Here is an 18,796-nt window from a genome sequence, read left to right as displayed (position 1 = left end):
AGAATATCCCGCAAATTATGAAATTATTTCATTCCAATTATAGTTTTAAGTTTTTTAAAGTTTTATTTATATTCGCGTTAACACTATTAACGTTGTCCAGTTGTGCCGTTAAGGAACCTAAATACGGAAAAAACGCACAGCAATTTGCAGTTTCATCTGCAGAAAAATCCGAAATTCAACACACGTTCTACTTAATTGGAGATGCAGGTAATGCAGATAAAGAAGCGGGTGAAAACACTTTGGGCTTTTTGAAAGAAAAATTAAAATCAGCAGATGAAAACAGTACGTTGCTTTTCTTAGGAGATAATATCTATCCAGATGGTTTACCTAAAAAAGACGATGAAAACCGAAAATTAGCGGAGAAAAAGTTAGACAATCAACTGGATTTAGCTAAGGATTTTTTAGGTAAAACAATTTTTATTCCCGGAAATCACGACTGGTATAACAATGGTTTGAAAGGACTAAAAAGGCAAGAGGATTACATAAATGAAGCACTTAAAGAAAAAAAGTCCTTTATGCCAAGAGAAAGTTGTGCGATTGATAAATTATCTATTTCTGATAATTTAGAGCTGATTACAATAGATTCGCAATGGTTTTTAGAAGATTGGAACGATAGTCCAACAATTAACGAAGGTTGCGATGTGAAATCGCGCGAAGAGTTTTTTACAGAACTGGAAAGTGTACTTAATAAAAATCAGTCAAAAACGATGGTAATTGCAATTCATCATCCTTTAATGACTAATGGAACACACGGAGGTCAGTTTTCGCTTGAAAAACAATTGTTTCCTTTAGAATCTAAAATTCCATTACCAATAATTGGTTCGCTGGTCAATTTTTTAAGAAAAACGAGTGGTATCAGTCCACAAGATTTGCAAAATAAAAAATATTCAGAATTGGCCAATCGCATAAAAGCATTGATTCAATCGTATGATAATGTGGTGGTGGTTTCCGGTCACGACCATAATTTGCAGTACATTGAAAAGAATAATGTCAAACAAATTATCAGTGGTTCGGGTTCAAAATTGGAAGCAGCAAGAGCGATTAATGAAAAGGATTTTTCAGCAGGAATGAACGGTTATGCGGTTTTAGAAATTGGTAAAAATGGGGATGCTTTTGTTTCTTTTTATGGTGTGAATCAAAAAAAGGAGCAACTTCTGTATAGCTATAAAGTTTTGTCTGAAAAGAAAGTAACGGATTTGACATTTAATGCATCGGTTCCAGAATTTAAAGAGGCATCTATTTATTCAAAAAATCGGACTTCGAAGAGTGCTTTTTATAAATTTCTTTGGGGAAATCACTACCGCGACGTTTATAGTCAAAACATTAAAGCTCCAACAGTACTTTTAGATACTTTATTTGGCGGGCTCAAACCTTTAAAAGCGGGTGGTGGACATCAATCAAAATCGTTGCGATTGGAAGACAGTACGGGTAAAGAATTTGTAATGAGAGGTTTGAAAAAAAGTGCTACACGATTTATTCAGGCATTGGCTTTTAAAGATCAATCCATTGAAAATGAATTTAATAATACCTATACGGAGGATTTTCTGTTGGATTTTTACACTTCGTCGCATCCTTATACGCCTTTTGCTGTCGGAAATTTAGCAGAAGCCGTTGGAGTAAGTCACGCCAATCCAATCTTGTTTTATGTTCCAAAACAAAAAACGTTGATGGATTTTAACGCAGAATATGGCGATGAATTGTACATGATTGAAGAGCGTCCGATGGAGGAATTTAAAGGCTACGAAAGTTTTGGAAGTCCAGAAAACATTGTGAGTACGGATGATGTTTTAGCCAATCTGATTAAGGATGAAAAGTACGAAATTGATGAAGCATCCTATATTAGAGCACGTCTTTTTGATATGTTAATTGGCGATTGGGACCGTCACTCTGACCAATGGCGTTGGGGAGAATTTCGAAAAAATGAGAAGGTGATTTACAAGCCGATTCCTCGCGATCGCGACCAAGCTTTTCCAAAATATGGTGGTGTCGCGTTGACTATAGTTTTAACTGCACCAGAGTTGCGACACATGCAGGAATTTGCTTCGGATATTAGAAATGTGAAGTGGTTCAATATGGAGCCGTATCCGATGGACCTAAAATTCTTGAAAACCGCAGATGCAAAAGTTTGGAAGGAACAAGCTGATTTCATCAAGTTAAATCTTACAGACGCGGTAATTGATACTGCTTTTGATGTTCTACCCGAAGAAGTTCAAGATGCAACAATTGAAGAAATAAAAAATACGTTACGACTTCGGAAAGAAAAACTGAATGATTTTGCACAAGATTATTTTAAAGTTTTACAACGTACAGCAGTGCTTGTCGGGACCAATAAAAAAGATAAATTCATCATCACTCGATTGCCAAAAGGCAAAACGGAAGTACAAGTTTTTAGATTGAAAAAAGACGGTGAAGAATTTCAATATACGCGTCTTTTTGACAAGAACGAAACTAAGCAAATTTGGATTTACGGCTTGGAAGGCGACGATGTTTTTGAGGTGAAAGGAAAGGAATCGGGTGTCATTCGATTGAAAATTATTGGTGGGGCAAACAATGATTTATATGAAATTGAAAACGGTAAAAGAGTAACCTTATTTGATTATAAGACTAAAAACAATGTCTTTATAATTGATAATAAAACCCGCAAAATAGTAAGTGACAGTTATGAACTCAATAAATACGATTATAAAAAACCAAAGTACAATGCCTTTGCTGGTTATCCTGACGTAGGTTATAATCCTGATGACGGTGTCAAAGTGGGCGTTTCTTTGACTTATAAAGTGAATTCATTTATACGAAATCCATTTTCGCAAAAGCACAATTTACAGGCGAATTATTACTTTGCAACTGAGGGTTATGAATTTAAATATAACGGTGTTTTTCCAAATAGCATCAATAATTGGCGATTAGAAATGGATGCCATTGTTACAACTCCTAATTTTAGTTCCAACTTCTTTGGATTTGGAAATGATACTCAAAATTTGGATGATGATTTAGGAATGAATTACAATCGTATAAAGATGCAAACGCTGGGTTTTGCGCCATCAATTCATTGGCAAGGTGATTTTGGCGCTCATTTTTCTGCAAAATTAAATTTCAGGTCTGTGGAAGTGGACCGAACTGCAAATCGCTTTATTGTGGATAATTTCGCAATTGATGAAGAAGTTTTCAATACACAAAATTTCCTAGCAGCTCAAGTGCGTTATGGTTTTGAAAATTACGACAATGCCTCAATTCCAACAATGGGAATGAAATTTTACGTTGAAGGTGGTTATGAAATAAATCTCAACGAGTCTAATAAAACCGTGCCTTATGCTGAAACGGCTTTAGGATTTAGCCATAAAATCACGAAGGATGACCAACTTGTTTTTGGTACTATGGCCAAAGCTAAAATGTTGTTCAGTAACGATTATTTATTTTACCAAATGGCAGAACTTGGTGGAGATGCGGATTTGAGAGCTTTTCGTTTTCAACGGTTTTCTGGAAAACAATCGTTTTTTATAACGTCAGATTTAAGATATAAAATCGGGAAATTTAAAAACAGTTTGATTCCAGCTCAATACGGCGTATTTGCAGGTTATGATAGCGGTAGAGTTTGGCTTGCCGAAACGAATTCAAACAAATGGCACAACTCAATTGGTGGCGGAATTTGGTTAAACGGCGTGAAGGTTGTTACCGGTAAAGTCTCTTATTTTCATGGTGAAGACGGCGGTCGATTTTCAGTGGGATTGGGCTTTGGATTTTGATAAATTCAGTTGGTATAATTTTCCTCCCGTATGTTTGTCTTTTTCATCAGTGATGTAAAGCGTACTTTCATTAATGAAACAGATGCCTTCTTTTTGTGTTAATGTGGGAAGCGAAATATTTTGCATTGTACCTTTAAAGAAAGAATCTCCGGTAAAATCAGTAAAAAGCCAAACTTGATTTGAGCTCAATAAAGCGACCGTCTTTCCATTCGGACTAATATCAGCACTCGTAATTGCACAGCTGCTGAATTTCTCACAGGATTTAAAAGACGCGATTAAGGTGGCTTTATGATTCCCTGATTCATTTGGAACACGATACAAATGAGTCGTGCCATCAAATTTGGAACTTCTGTTTTTGGTAAACAAATAAAAATTATTTTCGAACACAAAAAAAGATTCTACATCAAAATTCCGTTCTGATTTCTTGGGTGGAAATGCTTTTTGTTCAGGATAATAAAAAGATATAGTACGGACTGGTGTTGCCTCGTTTTTAGTTAAATCTGTTGTAGAAATTTTATAAATGGCTAAATTTTTACGTTCATTATCATTATTTCCAAAGTCGCCAATGTATACGTTTCCTTCATTATCAGAAGTCAAATCTTCCCAATCGTTGTTTTTTACATTTTTGATAGAAATATGTTGAACGATTTTACCTTCTAAATCTAATCCAAATAATTCGGGTTTATTTCCACTGTCTTCAAGTGTCCAAATTAATTTAGAATTAGAAGCGACTTCAACAGCAGATGATTCCTTGATTTTTTTGGGCATTGTAAAAATTTCTTTAAAATCAACATCAGAAACAGTGCTGCTGCAAAATGTGAGCATAAAGAAACTAAGAAAAAAGGGAAGTGTTTTTGGCAACATTTTTATTTTTTTATAAAAGTATAAATAATTTTGCAAGGCAATTTGTATTTTAACAATCTACTCTAAATAGTTAGGCAGAAAAGGTACTAATTCTGAAGCATTCAATAATTAACCGAATATTAATGTCGTATTTTTTTAACTGAAAATGCAATTTTGTAAAAAAATAAAAATACCTTAGTATGAATAGCTAATACTTTGTAAATTTGTCGTTTATTTTAAAATCACACGACTTATGATACAACTTCACGATAAACATTTTGTTCCTTTTATATCTGCCGAAGAAATTGACTTCGCAATCAAGAATATGGCGAAACAAATGGACGACGATTTTTTTGATGAACAGCCCGTTTTCATTGGTGTTTTAAACGGTTCTTTCATGGTTTTGTCTGATTTGATGAAACAATATAGAGGCATGTGTGAAGTGAGTTTCGTTAAAATGTCTTCTTATGAAGGTATGGAAACTACCAACACTGTCAATGAACTAATTGGTTTGAATCAAGATTTAACAGGGAAAACGGTCATCGTTGTAGAAGATATTGTGGATACAGGAAATACAATTGAGGTGCTGAAAGATATTTTGAAAGCAAAAAATGTAAAACATTTTAAAATTGCCACATTATTTTTCAAGCCAGAAGCATATAAAAAAGACATTAAATTGGATTATATCGGTATTCGAATTCCGAATAAATTTATTGTAGGTTTTGGATTAGATTACGACGGTTTAGGTAGAAACTTACCAGAAGTATACCAGTTAAAAGAATAATTTCAAAATACATTCAACAACAACAACAACAACACAACATACCACAACACAATGATTAATATCGTTTTATTTGGAAAGCCGGGTGCGGGAAAAGGTACACAAGCTGAATTTTTAAAAACAAAATACAATCTAACACATCTTTCTACGGGAGATATTTTTAGGTACAATATAAAAGGAAATACAGATTTAGGTCTATTAGCGAAAACTTTTATGGACAAGGGCGAATTGGTTCCTGACGCGGTAACTATTAAAATGCTTGAAAGTGAATGCAATAATAATCCAGATTCAAGTGGTTTTTTATTCGACGGTTTTCCAAGAACACTATCGCAAGCAGAAGCTTTAGATGTGTTTTTAGCAGCTAAAAATGATAAAATTACAGCAACTGTAGCACTTGAAGCAGACGATGAAATTCTTGTAAAACGACTTTTGGAACGCGGTAAAACTTCGGGTAGACCAGACGACCAAGATGAGGAAAAGATCAGAAATCGTTATCAAGAATATAACGAGAAAACAGCACCTTTAATGGATTATTATAAAGGTCAAAATAAATTTCACAGCGTAGACGGAATTGGTTCTATCAATGAAATTACCGAACGTTTAAGTCTTGTGATTGATAGTTTAATATAGTTGTTTTAGATTTGGGTAATGAAACCAAAATGCTAAGACCTTAAAAATAATAATGGAAATACTCATTGTTCTCTTCTTAATAATTCTGAATGGCGTTTTCTCCATGTCGGAAATTGCTCTGATTTCAGCGCGAAAAAACAGGCTGGAAACGGCTGCCAAAAAAGGTAATAACAGTGCAAAAGTAGCTTTGGATTTAGCTAATGCACCCAATAAATTCTTGTCAACAGTTCAAATTGGAATTACGTTAATTGGAATTTTGACAGGTATTTTTAGTGGAGATAAAATCACTACAGATGCAAAGTTATTCATTGAGCGTTTTGATTTTTTAGTTCCCTATTCTGATTCACTTTCTGTGGGGTTAGTCGTAGTTATATTAACTTTTTTCTCTTTAGTCTTAGGAGAGTTGTTGCCCAAAAGGATTGGTTTAAATCATCCGGAGAAGATTGCTAAATTAGTAGCAGTCCCGATGCGGGTAATTTCAATAGTTACGGCACCATTCATTTGGTTGCTTACCATTTCAACTGAATTTCTTTTGAAAGTTTTGATGATAAAACCATCCGCTGACGGTAAAGTGACAGAAGAAGAAATTAAAGCCATAATTAAAGAAGGTACTGAAGGTGGTGAAGTGCAGGAAATTGAGCAGGACATTGTGGAGCGTGTTTTTCATATCGGAGATCGAAAAATAAACTCGCTAATGACCCATCGTAAGTCAGTTATATTTTTGCCATTAAATGCCGATAAAACACACATTACGGAACTGATGTTGCGGGAATTGCATTCTGTTTATCCTGTTTATGGAGAAAATTATGATGACATTGTAGGTTGTGTAGATCTTAAAAGTATTTTTGCAAATATCAATAAGAAATCATTTACGTTAAGTGATATAGTTAAAGAAGCGCCGTTTATGATGGAGCAAACTACAGCTTATAGAGCCTTGGAAACATTTAAACAAAGTGGCATTCACTACGCTTTTGTTTCAGATGAATATGGTATTTTTCAGGGAATTATAACATTAAATGATATTTTGGAGGCATTGGTTGGAAATGCTTCTGATTTTTATAAAGAAGATTTTCAATTAATTGAAAGAGAAGATGGAACATGGTTAGTGGACGGGCATTATTCCTTACACGACTTTTTAACCTATTTTGAATTTGATGAATTGATAAATGATTATGACGTAACAACGGTTAGTGGACTGATTATGACGGAGCTTTCGCGCATTCCGAAGCAAGGCGAAAAGTTAAATTGGAACGGCTTAGAGTTGGAAGTGATAGATATGGATGGCGTGAAGATTGATAAAGTATTGATCAAGACGCTAAAAGAGTAAATTTTGTTTAAAGCACTAATTTTCAAGTAGGTAGAAATACAATAGCACTTGAAGTGGTAGGCTTTAGACTGTTAAAAAAAATATAATGACAGAAGGCAATTTTGTAGACTACGTAAAAATATATGTTTCTTCCGGAAAAGGAGGGAAAGGCTCAACGCATTTACACCGCGAAAAATTCATTGAAAAGGGTGGTCCTGATGGAGGAGATGGTGGACGAGGTGGTCACGTATATTTGGTTGGAAATAAAAGTTTATGGACGCTGTTTCACTTAAAATTTGCACGACACATTAAAGGTGGTCATGGTGGAGATGGTGGTGGTGATCGAAGTACCGGACACAATGGAGAAGATAAATTTATCGAAGTGCCTTTAGGAACTGTAGTTCGCGATAAGGAAACGAACGAGATTATGTTTGAAATTACGGAACAAGGCGAAAAAAGAATTATTGCACAAGGTGGTAAGGGTGGTTTAGGAAACTGGCACTTTAGAAGTTCAACAAATCAGACGCCGCGTTATGCACAACCAGGTTTGCCTTCGGAAGAAAAAGACATCGTTCTTGAATTAAAAGTGTTAGCAGATGTAGGCTTAGTTGGTTTTCCAAATGCAGGAAAATCAACGTTGCTTTCTGTGTTGACTTCAGCTAAACCAAAAATTGCAGATTATCCATTTACAACCTTGAAACCCAATTTAGGAATCGTTGCCTATCGTGATTTTCAATCGTTTGTAATTGCAGATATTCCAGGAATTATTGAAGGTGCCGCGGAAGGTAAAGGATTGGGTCATTATTTTTTACGTCACATTGAGCGGAATTCCACCCTATTATTTTTAGTTCCGGTGGATACGGAAAACATTAAGGCGGAATACGACATTCTTGTAAATGAATTGACAAAGTACAACCCTGAAATGTTGGACAAAGAGCGAATGTTAGTGATTTCAAAATGCGACATGCTGGACGACGAATTGAAAGCAGAGCTGAAGTTGCAACTGGACAAAGAATTAAATATTCCTTATATGTTGATTTCATCTGTTGCGCAACAAGGATTGACTGAATTGAAAGACAAACTCTGGGACATGTTGAACCAAGAGCAAGAATAGATTACAATAAAATAAAATTAAGAGTCAGCGTTATTGCTGACTTTTCTTTGTCAAATAGAATTAGAACTATGAAGGTGCAAATTAAAAGCGCATTTTTAGCAGCTACTTTTGACACTTTAGGAGCGGAACTTGTCTCATTAAAATCGAATGGTAAAGAATACATCTGGGAAGGAAATCCTGCTTTTTGGGACAAACAATCGCCTGTTTTATTTCCTACAATTGGTTCTTTAAAAGACGATACGTATTTCTTTGAAGGAAAAGAATACCATTTGCCTCGACATGGATTTGCAAGAGAAAAAGAATTTGAAGTGAAGTCGCAATCTGACGACAGGATTATTTTTGCATTGAAAGAAGATGCTGAAACACTGCACGTATATCCTTTTCATTTTGAATTGCAAATAGAATACGTCCTCATCGGAAATAAAATGGAGGTGCATTATAGAGTTCAAAACACATCTAATGGGAAAATGTATTTTTCTATTGGAGGACATCCTGGTTTTGCGCTTGCAGAAAATTTTGAGAAGTATTCGCTCACCTTTGAACATCAAGACGATCTGAATTTTTCTTTGCTTGAAAATCATTTATTGTCTGAAGATACACAAGCTTTGAATGTCGTTGAAGCGCAATTGCCATTGCATTTTAGTCTATTTGAAAAAGATGCGCTGGTTTTTACAGACCATAAGATCCAATTCATTCTCATCAAAGAATCAGGCATAGATTTTATAAAAGTGCAATTTAAAGATTTTCCAGATTTGGGTATTTGGACCAAAGTCAATGCGCCGTTTATTTGTATCGAACCTTGGTATGGTCATGCCGATGAAGTCAAAACCAATCAAAATTTAGAAGATAAAGCAGGTATTCAAGTGTTGAATCACGATGAGATTTTTACTTCTGTGTATACTATTGAGATTTTCTAGAAAAAAATATAATTTAGTAAGCAACCCTTATTACAATTTCACATCTATTACAAAAACTATAAAACTATGTTTAAGAAAATTTCATTAGTCGCATTAATGGCAGTTGTATTTGCCAACTGTGATATCAAAGAAACGAATTCTAGCTCTTGTCCTGTTATTATTGGTGTATCTACAACTGCTGTAACAGGTCCTGTAGAAGCTGCTGTAAATGAGACCGTCAATCTTGAGGTTTCCTATAAAACAAAAGCAAGTTGTGGTAGCTTTAGTTCTTTTTATAAAAACCCAAGTGTAGAACCTTTGATAGATATCATCACAGTAAATACGGTATATGATGCTTGTGCTTGCGACGAAGTTGAATCAATTAAGACGCAAAATTATGCGTTTAAAAAGAGTGAAGCGGGCGTTTACATTGTGAAGTTCAAAAAAACTAACGAAGATTTTATAGAACACACTATAACGGTACAATAACTAACTCTATTTAACATTGAAATTCCCGTCTCATTTTTAGAAATGAGTTCGGGAATTTTTTTATACAGTTAGAGTACCGATTGTTTGAATCATTCCTACAAATTTTAATAGGAGGTTATAGTAAGTTTTAAACTTGTCCCGTAATCTTAGGCAAGGTCATTAAATACAGTTGCTCTACTTTTTCACGAGCCCAAGGTGTTTTTCGAAGAAAAGTTAAGCTTGATTTTAAACTGGGATTGTCTGTAAAACATTTAATTTTAATCAATTCGCCCAAGGTGTCAAAGCCATAAAACTGAATTAAAACTTCCAGCATTTTTTGTAAAGTAATGCCATGAAGCGGGTTTTTGGGATTGGGAATTTCCATAATAAGGATGTTGAAATTTTTAATGGTGTAAAAGTGCGTAATTATAGTTAATATTAAAATAAAAAACAGATCAAAATTCAAAACGTATTGACGAATTAAAGGAATGTTGTTACATTTGCAATCCTATGCTAAAGACAGTAAATATATTAAATAAACGCGCGCGCTTTGATTTTGAATTAATCGAGAAGTATACCGCTGGAATTGTGTTGACCGGAACCGAAATTAAATCCATTAGATTGGGAAAGGCAAACATTACCGAGAGTTTTTGCGAATTCAATGAAGCGAATGAACTTTTTGTTATTAACATGTACATCGAGGAATATGCGTTTGGAAACCAATTCAATCACAATGCTCGAAGCGAACGCAAACTTTTGCTGAACAAACGCGAACTGAAGACTCTGGCAAAAAGCGTGCAATCTAAAGGTTTGACTATTGTGCCATTAAAACTTTTTACCAATGAAAAGGGAATGGCAAAACTTGAAATAGCCTTAGCTCGCGGTAAAAAGACCTACGATAAACGGGAATCTTTAAAAGAACAAGATACCAAACGTGATTTGGATCGGATTAAGAAGATTTACAAGTAGGTTGCAATTTTAACTGCAAAGGCCACATAAATATCAAAGTTAAAAATTGAATTTTAATTTCCCATGCCGAATTTATTTCGGCATTTTTTTGTTGTACAACTAATTTAGATTTTCATTTTCTCTTTAATAATATATATTTTGAAGTGTTCAGTGGTTTCAACTTTAGGAAACCTCGGAGTTCAAAATGTATTGAAACAATCGCTTTTAGGTAGGTTGTGGTAAAATAGTTTCGAAAGGTACGATTGCCGTGTTAGGGATGGAAGAGGAGCTCTTTATTGCTTTTTTTAAAGCAATAAAAGCGGGAACGAACAGCCCGACCCGTAGGGGAACACCCAAATTAGTAGCACAACAAAAAGGTCAGAAACAAAAAAAGTCCCAACTTTCGTCAGGACTTTTCTTCGCACTAATAAACTAAGTTAAAAGTCTTATCTCAATCGATCCACAGATTTTACAAGATCTTCATCCTTCTTGATGGCTTTATTGGCCAAGACCAAAAAAACGATAGCAACAATTGGAAGGAACATCCCAATACCTTTCTCAGAAACCGAAGTTTCTCCAGATACCGTTAGTAGACGATACACAAATAACACTAATAAAAATAAATTTGATATGATATTCAATCTGCCCATTACAAATTGATTTTGTCTCTTCTTAAAACTGATAATACTTACTACGGATAACGTTGTACTCAATCCAAACAAAGCTACGTAAATCATTTCACTCATGAAATAAAAATCGCTGATAGTGGTTCCTACCTGTTGCTTCCATAAAGGAAATGCAAAAGGTAAAACTCCAGTCACAACTGCAGCTAAAATAAGGTAAATGGTTTGAATCCGTTGTAGCATTTTCTTTAAAATTCTGACGCAAAAATATATCTTCTTTTTCAGAAATACTATTGTAAGCTAAAATTTTATTCGTAATATTGCAGTATAAACCTATAAGTACTTCATCTTTTAGGGTTTGCAAGCTAAATAAATTTGCACAACAACATCATACTACAACTCCCGTACTAATTAATTCAAATAAACTAAATGTTTGAACTTTCTGCATTAAAACAAATGAAGCTAGCTGAGCTTCAAGACATCGCCAAATTGGCAAAAATCAAATCAGCAGGTGTAAAAAAAGAACTTCTTGTTCAGCAAATTTTAGAGAAACAAAATGCGCCACAAGTGAGTGACGTTTCTGAAGTTGCTGCTCCAAAAGTGGAAGCTACGGCAAAGAGAGCACGAATTGTTCCTAACGCAAATCAAGACGCTGCACCCGATTTGACTCAGGCTCCAATTGAAAAAGAGGGTACTGAACCTGAAGTTGAGGATAAACCTGAAATAGCGCCTGAACGTAAAGTAATTAAGTTCAACAAGGCAAAATACGAAAGTAAGGTAAATGCAGCGGCTGAAAAAAAGGCTTCAAGTGAAGTTGAAAAAGACGAAACTTCTGCTTCTCCAAGTACAAATGCTGAAGCACCGGTAGAAGAAAGCACATCAAAAAAGCCGGTCCACGCTCAGAAAATTAATCCCAATGCAAAGGTAAATACAAAACAAAATACCAATCCGAATGCAAATCCTGCACCGGTGCATAATCATAAAAACAAGAAGAATAATTTTCGCGATGCTGATTTTGAATTTGACGGAATCATTGAAAGCGAAGGTGTCTTAGAAATGATGCCGGACGGTTACGGTTTTTTAAGATCATCCGATTATAATTATTTAGCGTCTCCTGATGATATTTACTTGTCTACTTCTCAAGTCCGACTTTTTGGTTTAAAGACGGGGGATACCGTTAAAGGAGTGGTTCGACCACCCAAAGAAGGCGAGAAATTTTTTCCTTTAGTACGTGTTTTAAAAATCAACGGGCATGATCCACAAGTAGTGCGTGATCGTGTTTCTTTTGAGCATTTGACACCAGTTTTTCCAGATGAAAAATTTAGATTGGCCGAAAAAGAAAGTACGATTTCTACTAGAATTATCGATCTGTTTTCGCCTATTGGAAAAGGACAACGTGGAATGATTGTCGCACAACCTAAAACAGGTAAAACAATGCTTTTAAAGGAAATTGCCAATGCCATTGCAGCCAATCATCCTGAAGTATATTTAATTGTTTTATTGATTGATGAACGTCCTGAAGAGGTTACCGATATGCAAAGAAGTGTACGAGGTGAGGTAGTAGCATCTACTTTTGACCGCGAACCACAAGAACACGTGAAGATTGCAAATATTGTTTTAGAAAAAGCAAAACGTTTGGTAGAATGTGGCCATGATGTAGTAATTCTTCTAGATTCAATTACGCGTTTGGCAAGAGCCTATAATACAGTGCAGCCGGCTTCTGGTAAAGTATTGAGTGGTGGAGTTGATGCTAATGCATTGCAAAAGCCTAAACGTTTCTTTGGAGCAGCTAGAAATGTTGAAAATGGTGGTTCGTTAAGTATTATTGCAACCGCTTTAACTGAAACAGGTTCTAAAATGGACGAAGTGATCTTTGAAGAATTCAAAGGAACGGGTAACATGGAATTACAGTTAGACCGAAAAATTGCCAACAAACGTATTTTCCCTGCAATTGATTTGACATCGTCAAGCACCCGTCGTGATGACATGCTTTTAGATGAAAAAACATTACAACGCATGTGGATAATGCGAAAATACCTTTCAGACATGAATCCAGTGGAAGCAATGGATTTTATCAATGATCGTTTTAAGAAAACAAGAAATAATGAAGAATTTTTGATTTCAATGAATCAAGGATAATTCAGTTTACATAAATTAAAAAACTCCGATACTAGATTCAATTCGTATCGGAGTTTTTTTATGTTTAACGTAGAATGTAAATTAGAGAAAGTGCTTAGTTTACGATCACTTTTTTGACAATCGTTTGATTTTCTGCTGTAATTCGTAAAAAGTAAAAACCTTGTGGAATATTTTCTACAGCATAATTATTATTGATTACAGCTGGTTTTTTAATTTGCTGCATGATTTGTCCGTTGATAGTGATCAATTGAATTTCGTCTAATTGAATTTCTGTAGAAATAGAAATGCGGTGGTTGTTCGTTGGATTTGGAAAAACAGTCAAATTAGCTGCTAAATCAAACGTAGGAGTTGCAAGATAAACACTTGGCCAACGATTTTGTGCCACTTGACCACCCCAAATAAGGGTTGCAAGATACGGATTGTCAATAAATGGATTTCTATTTCCTTGACCGTACGTATTAGCTGTGTTTCCAAGATATGTATTTCTGTTGTCTTCGTACTGTGATACAGGATCTTCGGCGTTCCATTGCAAAAGTAAATCAATCATATTAGTATCAGAGGAATTCACCGTACCTGATGCTACATTTTTTGGCAAGCACTGATTTCCATATCTCAGGTACATGTACATCATCATTCGCGCAACGTCACCTTTCCATTCGTCACCAGGATACCACGTTGCTCCTTGGTTACCGGAAAGACCAGATCCACTACTAAATTTCATACTACCACGTTGTCCATTTCGTTGCACGTCTGATGCTCTCAAATGATGCGCATCTGCTCCAGCGCCAGCCGTACCTAGGTTAGGTGTTCCTAATGATTTTGCATAAGTATGTTCGCGATTCCACTCACAAGTAGATCCTCCGCCGTCGCTGTTTTTATTTCTTCGTCTGTGGTCGTTATCATTACCTGCTGAAGAAGGGCAAATGGATGCACTAAATCCGTAAAGTAGTAAAACATTGCTGTTGGATGTATCATCGGGATCTAAATCGACGACTTTAAGCGCGTTTTCAGCCTCTTGATAGTTTAGAATATTCGTGTGCGTTGAAGTAATTTTCGTACTCAAAGCACTTTTTAATGCAGTGGCACTCTGGTTCCAATTAAAACCGTTATAATAAGTTGATGGAGCGCCTTGCTGAGCGAATAAAACTACAGCATTTAAGAGCAAAACGAAGGTAATTTTTGATTTCATTTAATGAATTTAAGGGCCGCAAAGGTAAATGAATAAATAGGATTTTGGAATTATTTAACATTTGTCCATTAAATAGTATAAAAAAACCAACGGAGTACCGTTGGTTTTGAGTTTTAAAAATAAATTTAAATCTAGTTGATGATCACTTTTTTCACGACAGATTGGTTGTCTTCTGTCAATCTTAAGAAGTAAAAACCAGAAGGTATATTTTCTAAAGTATATACTTTATTGATGGCTGAAGGTTTTTTAATTTGCTGCATAAGCTGTCCATTTACATTGATCAATTGAATTTCATCTAAATCATTTTCAGATTGAATATTGATGCGTTGACTGTTAGATGGATTTGGATAAACCATAACCGTAGCAAGTGAATTGTGTTGTGACGTAGACAATACAGCGCCCCAAATGGAAAATACATATTCAGGATGATCTATAAATGGATTTCTATTAGATTGGTATCCATATATGGCATTGTTTCTGCTAATTTCTTTTGTGCTAACTGGATCCGCAATATGCCATGCATACAACATATCTAAAGCCCACTGCGAAAAAACTTGCGTGTTGGTTCCATTTAACATTGAGTCTCCGTCTGAATCATTTCCAATCCAACCTACAACTGCATCTTGATAACGAGTAGCCATGTAAAAGTAGATACGTGCAAAATCGCCTTTAAATTCGTCAGCTGGTTCAAAAACGGTAGCATTTGGTGATCCTGGAGCTACATTATTTCCTCTTTTTGATCCATTTAATGAAGTGAAATTTGCGTTGCCAACAATTCCATAAGCAAAATTTCCACGAATCCCGTTCACATATTTGTCTGCAGGTACAACGTGAAAAGCGTCATTATGCATTGGCGAAGCATCATCAAACCAACTTTTTGGGAAAGAATGCTCACGGTTGAATCTTTGACACTGTGAAGTTCCGCTACTTCCGGTATCTTGATCTGATCCAAAAGTTAAATTGCAACTGGAATACATATCCCAAACTTTACCGTCTGCGCGAACATCAGAAGTGGGATAAATGGTCCAAAGTGCGCCATAACCTTTGTCAATAGCACCAGTACTAATGATGGTTTTTAATTGTGTTTTTAATGTGTAGCCAGTTCCCGTTGCAGTGTTGTAATAATTTGCAGGTGCCTGAGCAAGTACTACTAACGAAAGAAGAAGTAGTAAGAAAGTGTAATTTTTTTTCATATTGTGTAATTAAGGGTAACAAAAGTAAATGAAAAAAGGAATCATTTTGCGGTTAAAACTACTTATTTTAAATAGTTAGGCAAAATAATTCCTTTTTTGTAAATTGAGTACTAAGACTTGCGTTCCAAAAGTGCCATGTAGAAACCATCATATCCAGATTCTGAAGCTAATATTTTCTGGTCTTTGATGAAGGTAAATTTCTTCCCGTTTTCTGTAGTTAAAAACTTTTCAACTTGTTCTTGGTTTTCTGATGGTAATACGGAACAAGTCGCATACACTAATTTTCCACCCGGTTTTACAATACGAGAATAGCTTTCCAAAACTTCTGCCTGAACTTTTTTGATGTTATCAATGAATTCAGGTTGTAATTTCCATTTCGCATCAGGATTTCTTTTCAAAACACCTAAACCACTACAAGGCGCGTCAATTAAAACGCGGTCTGCTTTCTCTTGTAATTTCTTAATGACTTTCGTCGAATCAATAATTTTATATTCAATATTGAAAGCGCCATTTCTTTTGGCTCTCAATTTCAACTGCTTTAGTTTGCTTTCGTATAAATCCATTGCAATCAGTTGGCCTTTGTTTTCCATTAAAGAAGCCATGTGCAATGTTTTTCCACCTGCACCAGCACACGTATCCACAACTCTCATTCCTGGTTTAACGTCAAGAAAAGCAGCAACTAATTGTGAGTTGGCATCTTGGACTTCAAAATAACCTAACTTAAAAGCCTCTGTTAAAAATACGTTTGCACGTTCTTTTAAAACCAAAGCGTCGTCGTGTCCTTTGATGTATTCAGTGTCAATATCCAAATCCATTAAAATGGCACGTAATTTTTCTTTAGTCGTTTTTAAGGTGTTTACTCTTAAAATAACTTTTGCTGGTTGATTTTGTGCAGCAATTTCCTTGCTCCATTTTTCTTCACCTAATTCTTTTGCACCCAATTCATCCATCCAATCTGGAATAGATTCTCTGTAAACTCTGTTTTTTGAAAGTTCATCAAAACGACCTTTGATTTTTCGTTCTGGAGTTCCTTCCAATTGGCGCCAATCTGGAATTGGAAAACCTCTTAAAACTGCCCAAACCGCAAAAATGCGCCACAAATCATCACGATCAAAAGGCTCTTTTACGTCTGCAATTTCTGAATATAATCTTTTCCAACGCACGACTTCGTAAATGGTTTCTGCTACAAATTTACGATCGTGGCTTCCCCAACGTTTGTCTTTTTTTAGCGCTCTTGCTACCACTTTGTCTGCATATTCTCCTTCATTAAAAATTGCATTTAATGAATCTATAGTTGTGTAAACTAAATTTCTGTGTAATCTCATTCTTTGTATTTGAGGTGCAAAGGTACTGATTTTAGTTTTCCGTCGCAGTTTAAAATTTCAGTATTTAGTGGCAGTTTTCAATCTCAGATTTTGCTCTCTTTATTCAATCACATTTAGTTACAGTTTTCAGAAGATTCCTACTGAACCTGCAACGCTATTTTTTATCTTTTGGAGGTAATTTCAAACTAAGATTTTTTAACCTTACAGTAGTAAACAGAAATTCTGATTTTGCTATTTACACTGCAAAATCATGCTGCAAATCCTATAGGCAACTACAGCTGAAACGTACTATTGAAAACTAATCGTGTTTTCCGTCAAAATAAACAGTCCATTTTCCTTGCACTTTCATGACTTGTTCAATCACTTCACGAACGGCTCCTTTTCCGCCTTTGATATGGGATATATACTTTGAAATTCCCTTAATTTCAGCAACAGCATCTTGAGGACACGTTGGCAAGCCTACCAACTGCATGACGTGATAATCCGGGATATCGTCTCCCATATATAAAACGTGTTCAGGATTGATTTTGTACAAATCAGTATAGGTCTTAAACGTTTTTACTTTATCAGAAGAACCCAAATGAATGTCGTTAATGCCTAGGTTTTGAAGTCGAATTCGGACACCTTCATTCGAGCCACCCGAGATAATGCAAAGATTATAACCGCTTTCAATGGCTGCTTTCATGGCAAATCCGTCTCTGATATTCATGATGCGTAACATTTCGCCAGTAGGGGAAACGTGTACCGAACTGTCGGTCAAAACACCGTCAATATCAAGAACAAAAGTGGTAATGTCGTTTAAAATTTCTTTATAGCTTTTTGCCATTTTCTTGGATGGATTGAGTTAATAATTTATAAATGGATTGCTTGATTGCGTCAGATTTTAAAAAATCAATATGTGCATTAATGGTCTTTTGGTCGTTTCTTTTGGCTGGACCGGTCTGTGCTTCAAAAGGCGATAAATGCGTTACTTTTGCAGCCGTTTCAGCTATTAAAGGTTCTAGTATGGCAAAAGGAATTTGGTTTTCTTGACAAATTTCACTTCCCAGTTGATACATATGGTTGGTGAAATTATTTATAAAAACGGCTGCAACATGCAGTGCTTTGCGTTGCTGCGAATTAATGATGTGGGTTTTATTTGAAATTGCTTTTGCTATCTTTTTCAATACGTCTAAGTCGGAACTAAATTCGGTTTCAATACAGATAGGGATTTCTTTAAAATCTACTTTTTTGCCTTTAGTAAATGTTTGGAGTGGATAAAAAACGCCACGTCGGTTTTGATCGCTCGCGGTGTCTAATCCAACACTTCCAGAGGTATGAACCACCAATTGATTCTTTAATGGAATTTGGCTCGATACTTCAGCAATGTAATCGTCAGAAACGGCGACTATAAAAATATCGGCAGGTGTAAGCTGGTTCCAATCTGAAATAAATTCAAAATCAATGGCAGGATATATCGCTTTTGAAGCATCACGCAGAAATACTTGCTGCACTTTAATTTCTGAATTGTTTAGAAATGCCTTAATCAAATGCTGGGCAACATTTCCGTAACCGATGAAAGTTAGTGTTATCATGTTGCAAATTTATTCAAATAAAGT

Annotated in this window: 17 protein-coding genes; 9 read left to right on the top strand and 8 right to left on the bottom strand. The window is 35.3% G+C overall.

The window, feature by feature from the left end; all coding sequences use genetic code 11:
* Positions 1-17: 17 nt before the first annotated feature.
* Positions 18-3,743 (top strand): metallophosphoesterase, encoded by a 3,726-nt coding sequence (locus H602_RS0104970; protein WP_026977025.1) that lies wholly within the window; start codon positions 18-20, stop codon positions 3,741-3,743.
* On the opposite strand, the gene H602_RS0104965 is transcribed toward H602_RS0104970, so the two are convergent.
* The gene (locus H602_RS0104965) at positions 3,717-4,607 is read right to left on the bottom strand and encodes a hypothetical protein (RefSeq protein ID WP_026977024.1); all 891 of its coding nucleotides are present in this window, start codon (positions 4,605-4,607) and stop codon (positions 3,717-3,719) included. The two genes, H602_RS0104970 and H602_RS0104965, sit on opposite strands and share 27 nt — an antisense overlap.
* Positions 4,608-4,839: 232 nt before the next feature.
* Here H602_RS0104965 and hpt point away from each other — a divergent pair, with 232 nt between their 5' ends.
* The 6 genes from hpt to H602_RS0104930 all read left to right on the top strand — a co-directional run bounded on the left by hpt (position 4,840) and on the right by H602_RS0104930 (position 9,802).
* The gene (hpt, locus tag H602_RS20305; protein ID WP_026977023.1) at positions 4,840-5,370 is read left to right on the top strand and encodes a hypoxanthine phosphoribosyltransferase; all 531 of its coding nucleotides are present in this window, start codon (positions 4,840-4,842) and stop codon (positions 5,368-5,370) included.
* Positions 5,371-5,421: 51 nt separating this feature from the next.
* The gene (locus H602_RS20300; protein WP_026977022.1) at positions 5,422-5,997 is read left to right on the top strand and encodes an adenylate kinase; all 576 of its coding nucleotides are present in this window, start codon (positions 5,422-5,424) and stop codon (positions 5,995-5,997) included.
* Between the two features lie 52 nt (positions 5,998-6,049).
* The gene (locus tag H602_RS0104945) at positions 6,050-7,324 is read left to right on the top strand and encodes a hemolysin family protein (protein WP_084404209.1); all 1,275 of its coding nucleotides are present in this window, start codon (positions 6,050-6,052) and stop codon (positions 7,322-7,324) included.
* Between the two features lie 85 nt (positions 7,325-7,409).
* A complete protein-coding gene (obgE, locus tag H602_RS0104940) occupies positions 7,410-8,417 on the top strand; it encodes a GTPase ObgE (RefSeq protein WP_026977020.1) in 1,008 nt (335 codons plus the stop codon).
* A gap of 68 nt (positions 8,418-8,485) precedes the next feature.
* Complete coding sequence (locus H602_RS0104935) at positions 8,486-9,334, top strand: aldose 1-epimerase family protein (protein WP_026977019.1); 849 nt, start codon at positions 8,486-8,488, stop codon at positions 9,332-9,334.
* Positions 9,335-9,400: 66 nt separating this feature from the next.
* Positions 9,401-9,802, top strand: coding sequence for a hypothetical protein (locus H602_RS0104930; protein ID WP_026977018.1), 402 nt, complete (start codon positions 9,401-9,403; stop codon positions 9,800-9,802).
* A gap of 127 nt (positions 9,803-9,929) precedes the next feature.
* On the opposite strand, the gene H602_RS0104925 is transcribed toward H602_RS0104930, so the two are convergent.
* Positions 9,930-10,166 carry a VF530 family protein gene (locus H602_RS0104925; RefSeq protein ID WP_035758952.1) on the bottom strand — a complete coding sequence of 79 codons (237 nt, stop codon included), beginning with the start codon at positions 10,164-10,166 and terminating at the stop codon, positions 9,930-9,932.
* Positions 10,167-10,291: 125 nt separating this feature from the next.
* Here H602_RS0104925 and smpB point away from each other — a divergent pair, with 125 nt between their 5' ends.
* Positions 10,292-10,750 (top strand): SsrA-binding protein SmpB, encoded by a 459-nt coding sequence (gene smpB, locus H602_RS0104920; protein ID WP_026977016.1) that lies wholly within the window; start codon positions 10,292-10,294, stop codon positions 10,748-10,750.
* Between the two features lie 425 nt (positions 10,751-11,175).
* On the opposite strand, the gene H602_RS0104910 is transcribed toward smpB, so the two are convergent.
* Entirely contained in the window at positions 11,176-11,595 is a 420-nt protein-coding gene (locus H602_RS0104910; RefSeq protein WP_026977015.1) for a DUF4293 domain-containing protein, read from the bottom strand.
* Positions 11,596-11,781: 186 nt separating this feature from the next.
* Between H602_RS0104910 and rho the strand changes: the two genes are divergently transcribed.
* Complete coding sequence (gene rho, locus H602_RS0104905) at positions 11,782-13,491, top strand: transcription termination factor Rho (RefSeq protein WP_026977014.1); 1,710 nt, start codon at positions 11,782-11,784, stop codon at positions 13,489-13,491.
* A 94-nt stretch (positions 13,492-13,585) separates the two neighbouring features.
* On the opposite strand, the gene H602_RS18205 is transcribed toward rho, so the two are convergent.
* The 5 genes from H602_RS18205 to H602_RS0104880 form a co-directional block, all read right to left on the bottom strand.
* The gene (locus tag H602_RS18205; protein ID WP_051224202.1) at positions 13,586-14,680 is read right to left on the bottom strand and encodes an endonuclease; all 1,095 of its coding nucleotides are present in this window, start codon (positions 14,678-14,680) and stop codon (positions 13,586-13,588) included.
* A gap of 131 nt (positions 14,681-14,811) precedes the next feature.
* Positions 14,812-15,873: an endonuclease gene (locus tag H602_RS0104895; RefSeq protein ID WP_026977013.1), complete on the bottom strand. Its 1,062-nt coding sequence runs from the start codon at positions 15,871-15,873 to the stop codon at positions 14,812-14,814.
* 110 nt (positions 15,874-15,983) lie between these two features.
* Positions 15,984-17,198: an RsmB/NOP family class I SAM-dependent RNA methyltransferase gene (locus H602_RS0104890; RefSeq protein WP_026977012.1), complete on the bottom strand. Its 1,215-nt coding sequence runs from the start codon at positions 17,196-17,198 to the stop codon at positions 15,984-15,986.
* A 298-nt stretch (positions 17,199-17,496) separates the two neighbouring features.
* On the bottom strand, positions 17,497-18,024 hold the full coding sequence (locus H602_RS0104885) for a KdsC family phosphatase (RefSeq protein ID WP_026977011.1): 528 nt from the start codon (positions 18,022-18,024) through the stop codon (positions 17,497-17,499).
* A complete protein-coding gene (locus H602_RS0104880; protein ID WP_026977010.1) occupies positions 18,008-18,772 on the bottom strand; it encodes a Rossmann-like and DUF2520 domain-containing protein in 765 nt (254 codons plus the stop codon). Before H602_RS0104880 ends, H602_RS0104885 begins: the two co-directional genes overlap by 17 nt.
* Between the last annotated feature and the right edge of the window lie 24 nt (positions 18,773-18,796).

The sequence above is a fragment of the Flavobacterium tegetincola DSM 22377 genome (assembly GCF_000425485.1).
Classification (GTDB): domain Bacteria; phylum Bacteroidota; class Bacteroidia; order Flavobacteriales; family Flavobacteriaceae; genus Flavobacterium; species Flavobacterium tegetincola.
The sequence above is the reverse complement of the archived record's forward strand: the minus strand, read 5'-3'. Positions and strand labels throughout refer to the sequence as shown.

Coding starts and splice junctions, on each gene's coding strand:
- H602_RS0104970 (WP_026977025.1), top strand. CDS start 18: ATGAAATTATTTCATTCCAATTATAGTTTTAAGTTTTTTAAAGTTTTA.
- H602_RS0104895 (WP_026977013.1), bottom strand. CDS start 15,873: ATGAAAAAAAATTACACTTTCTTACTACTTCTTCTTTCGTTAGTAGTA.
- H602_RS0104945 (WP_084404209.1), top strand. CDS start 6,050: ATGGAAATACTCATTGTTCTCTTCTTAATAATTCTGAATGGCGTTTTC.
- H602_RS0104965 (WP_026977024.1), bottom strand. CDS start 4,607: ATGTTGCCAAAAACACTTCCCTTTTTTCTTAGTTTCTTTATGCTCACA.
- H602_RS0104935 (WP_026977019.1), top strand. CDS start 8,486: ATGAAGGTGCAAATTAAAAGCGCATTTTTAGCAGCTACTTTTGACACT.
- rho (WP_026977014.1), top strand. CDS start 11,782: ATGTTTGAACTTTCTGCATTAAAACAAATGAAGCTAGCTGAGCTTCAA.
- H602_RS0104925 (WP_035758952.1), bottom strand. CDS start 10,166: ATGGAAATTCCCAATCCCAAAAACCCGCTTCATGGCATTACTTTACAA.
- smpB (WP_026977016.1), top strand. CDS start 10,292: ATGCTAAAGACAGTAAATATATTAAATAAACGCGCGCGCTTTGATTTT.
- H602_RS0104910 (WP_026977015.1), bottom strand. CDS start 11,595: ATGCTACAACGGATTCAAACCATTTACCTTATTTTAGCTGCAGTTGTG.
- H602_RS0104885 (WP_026977011.1), bottom strand. CDS start 18,024: ATGGCAAAAAGCTATAAAGAAATTTTAAACGACATTACCACTTTTGTT.
- H602_RS0104890 (WP_026977012.1), bottom strand. CDS start 17,198: ATGAGATTACACAGAAATTTAGTTTACACAACTATAGATTCATTAAAT.
- hpt (WP_026977023.1), top strand. CDS start 4,840: ATGATACAACTTCACGATAAACATTTTGTTCCTTTTATATCTGCCGAA.
- obgE (WP_026977020.1), top strand. CDS start 7,410: ATGACAGAAGGCAATTTTGTAGACTACGTAAAAATATATGTTTCTTCC.
- H602_RS20300 (WP_026977022.1), top strand. CDS start 5,422: ATGATTAATATCGTTTTATTTGGAAAGCCGGGTGCGGGAAAAGGTACA.
- H602_RS0104880 (WP_026977010.1), bottom strand. CDS start 18,772: ATGATAACACTAACTTTCATCGGTTACGGAAATGTTGCCCAGCATTTG.
- H602_RS0104930 (WP_026977018.1), top strand. CDS start 9,401: ATGTTTAAGAAAATTTCATTAGTCGCATTAATGGCAGTTGTATTTGCC.
- H602_RS18205 (WP_051224202.1), bottom strand. CDS start 14,680: ATGAAATCAAAAATTACCTTCGTTTTGCTCTTAAATGCTGTAGTTTTA.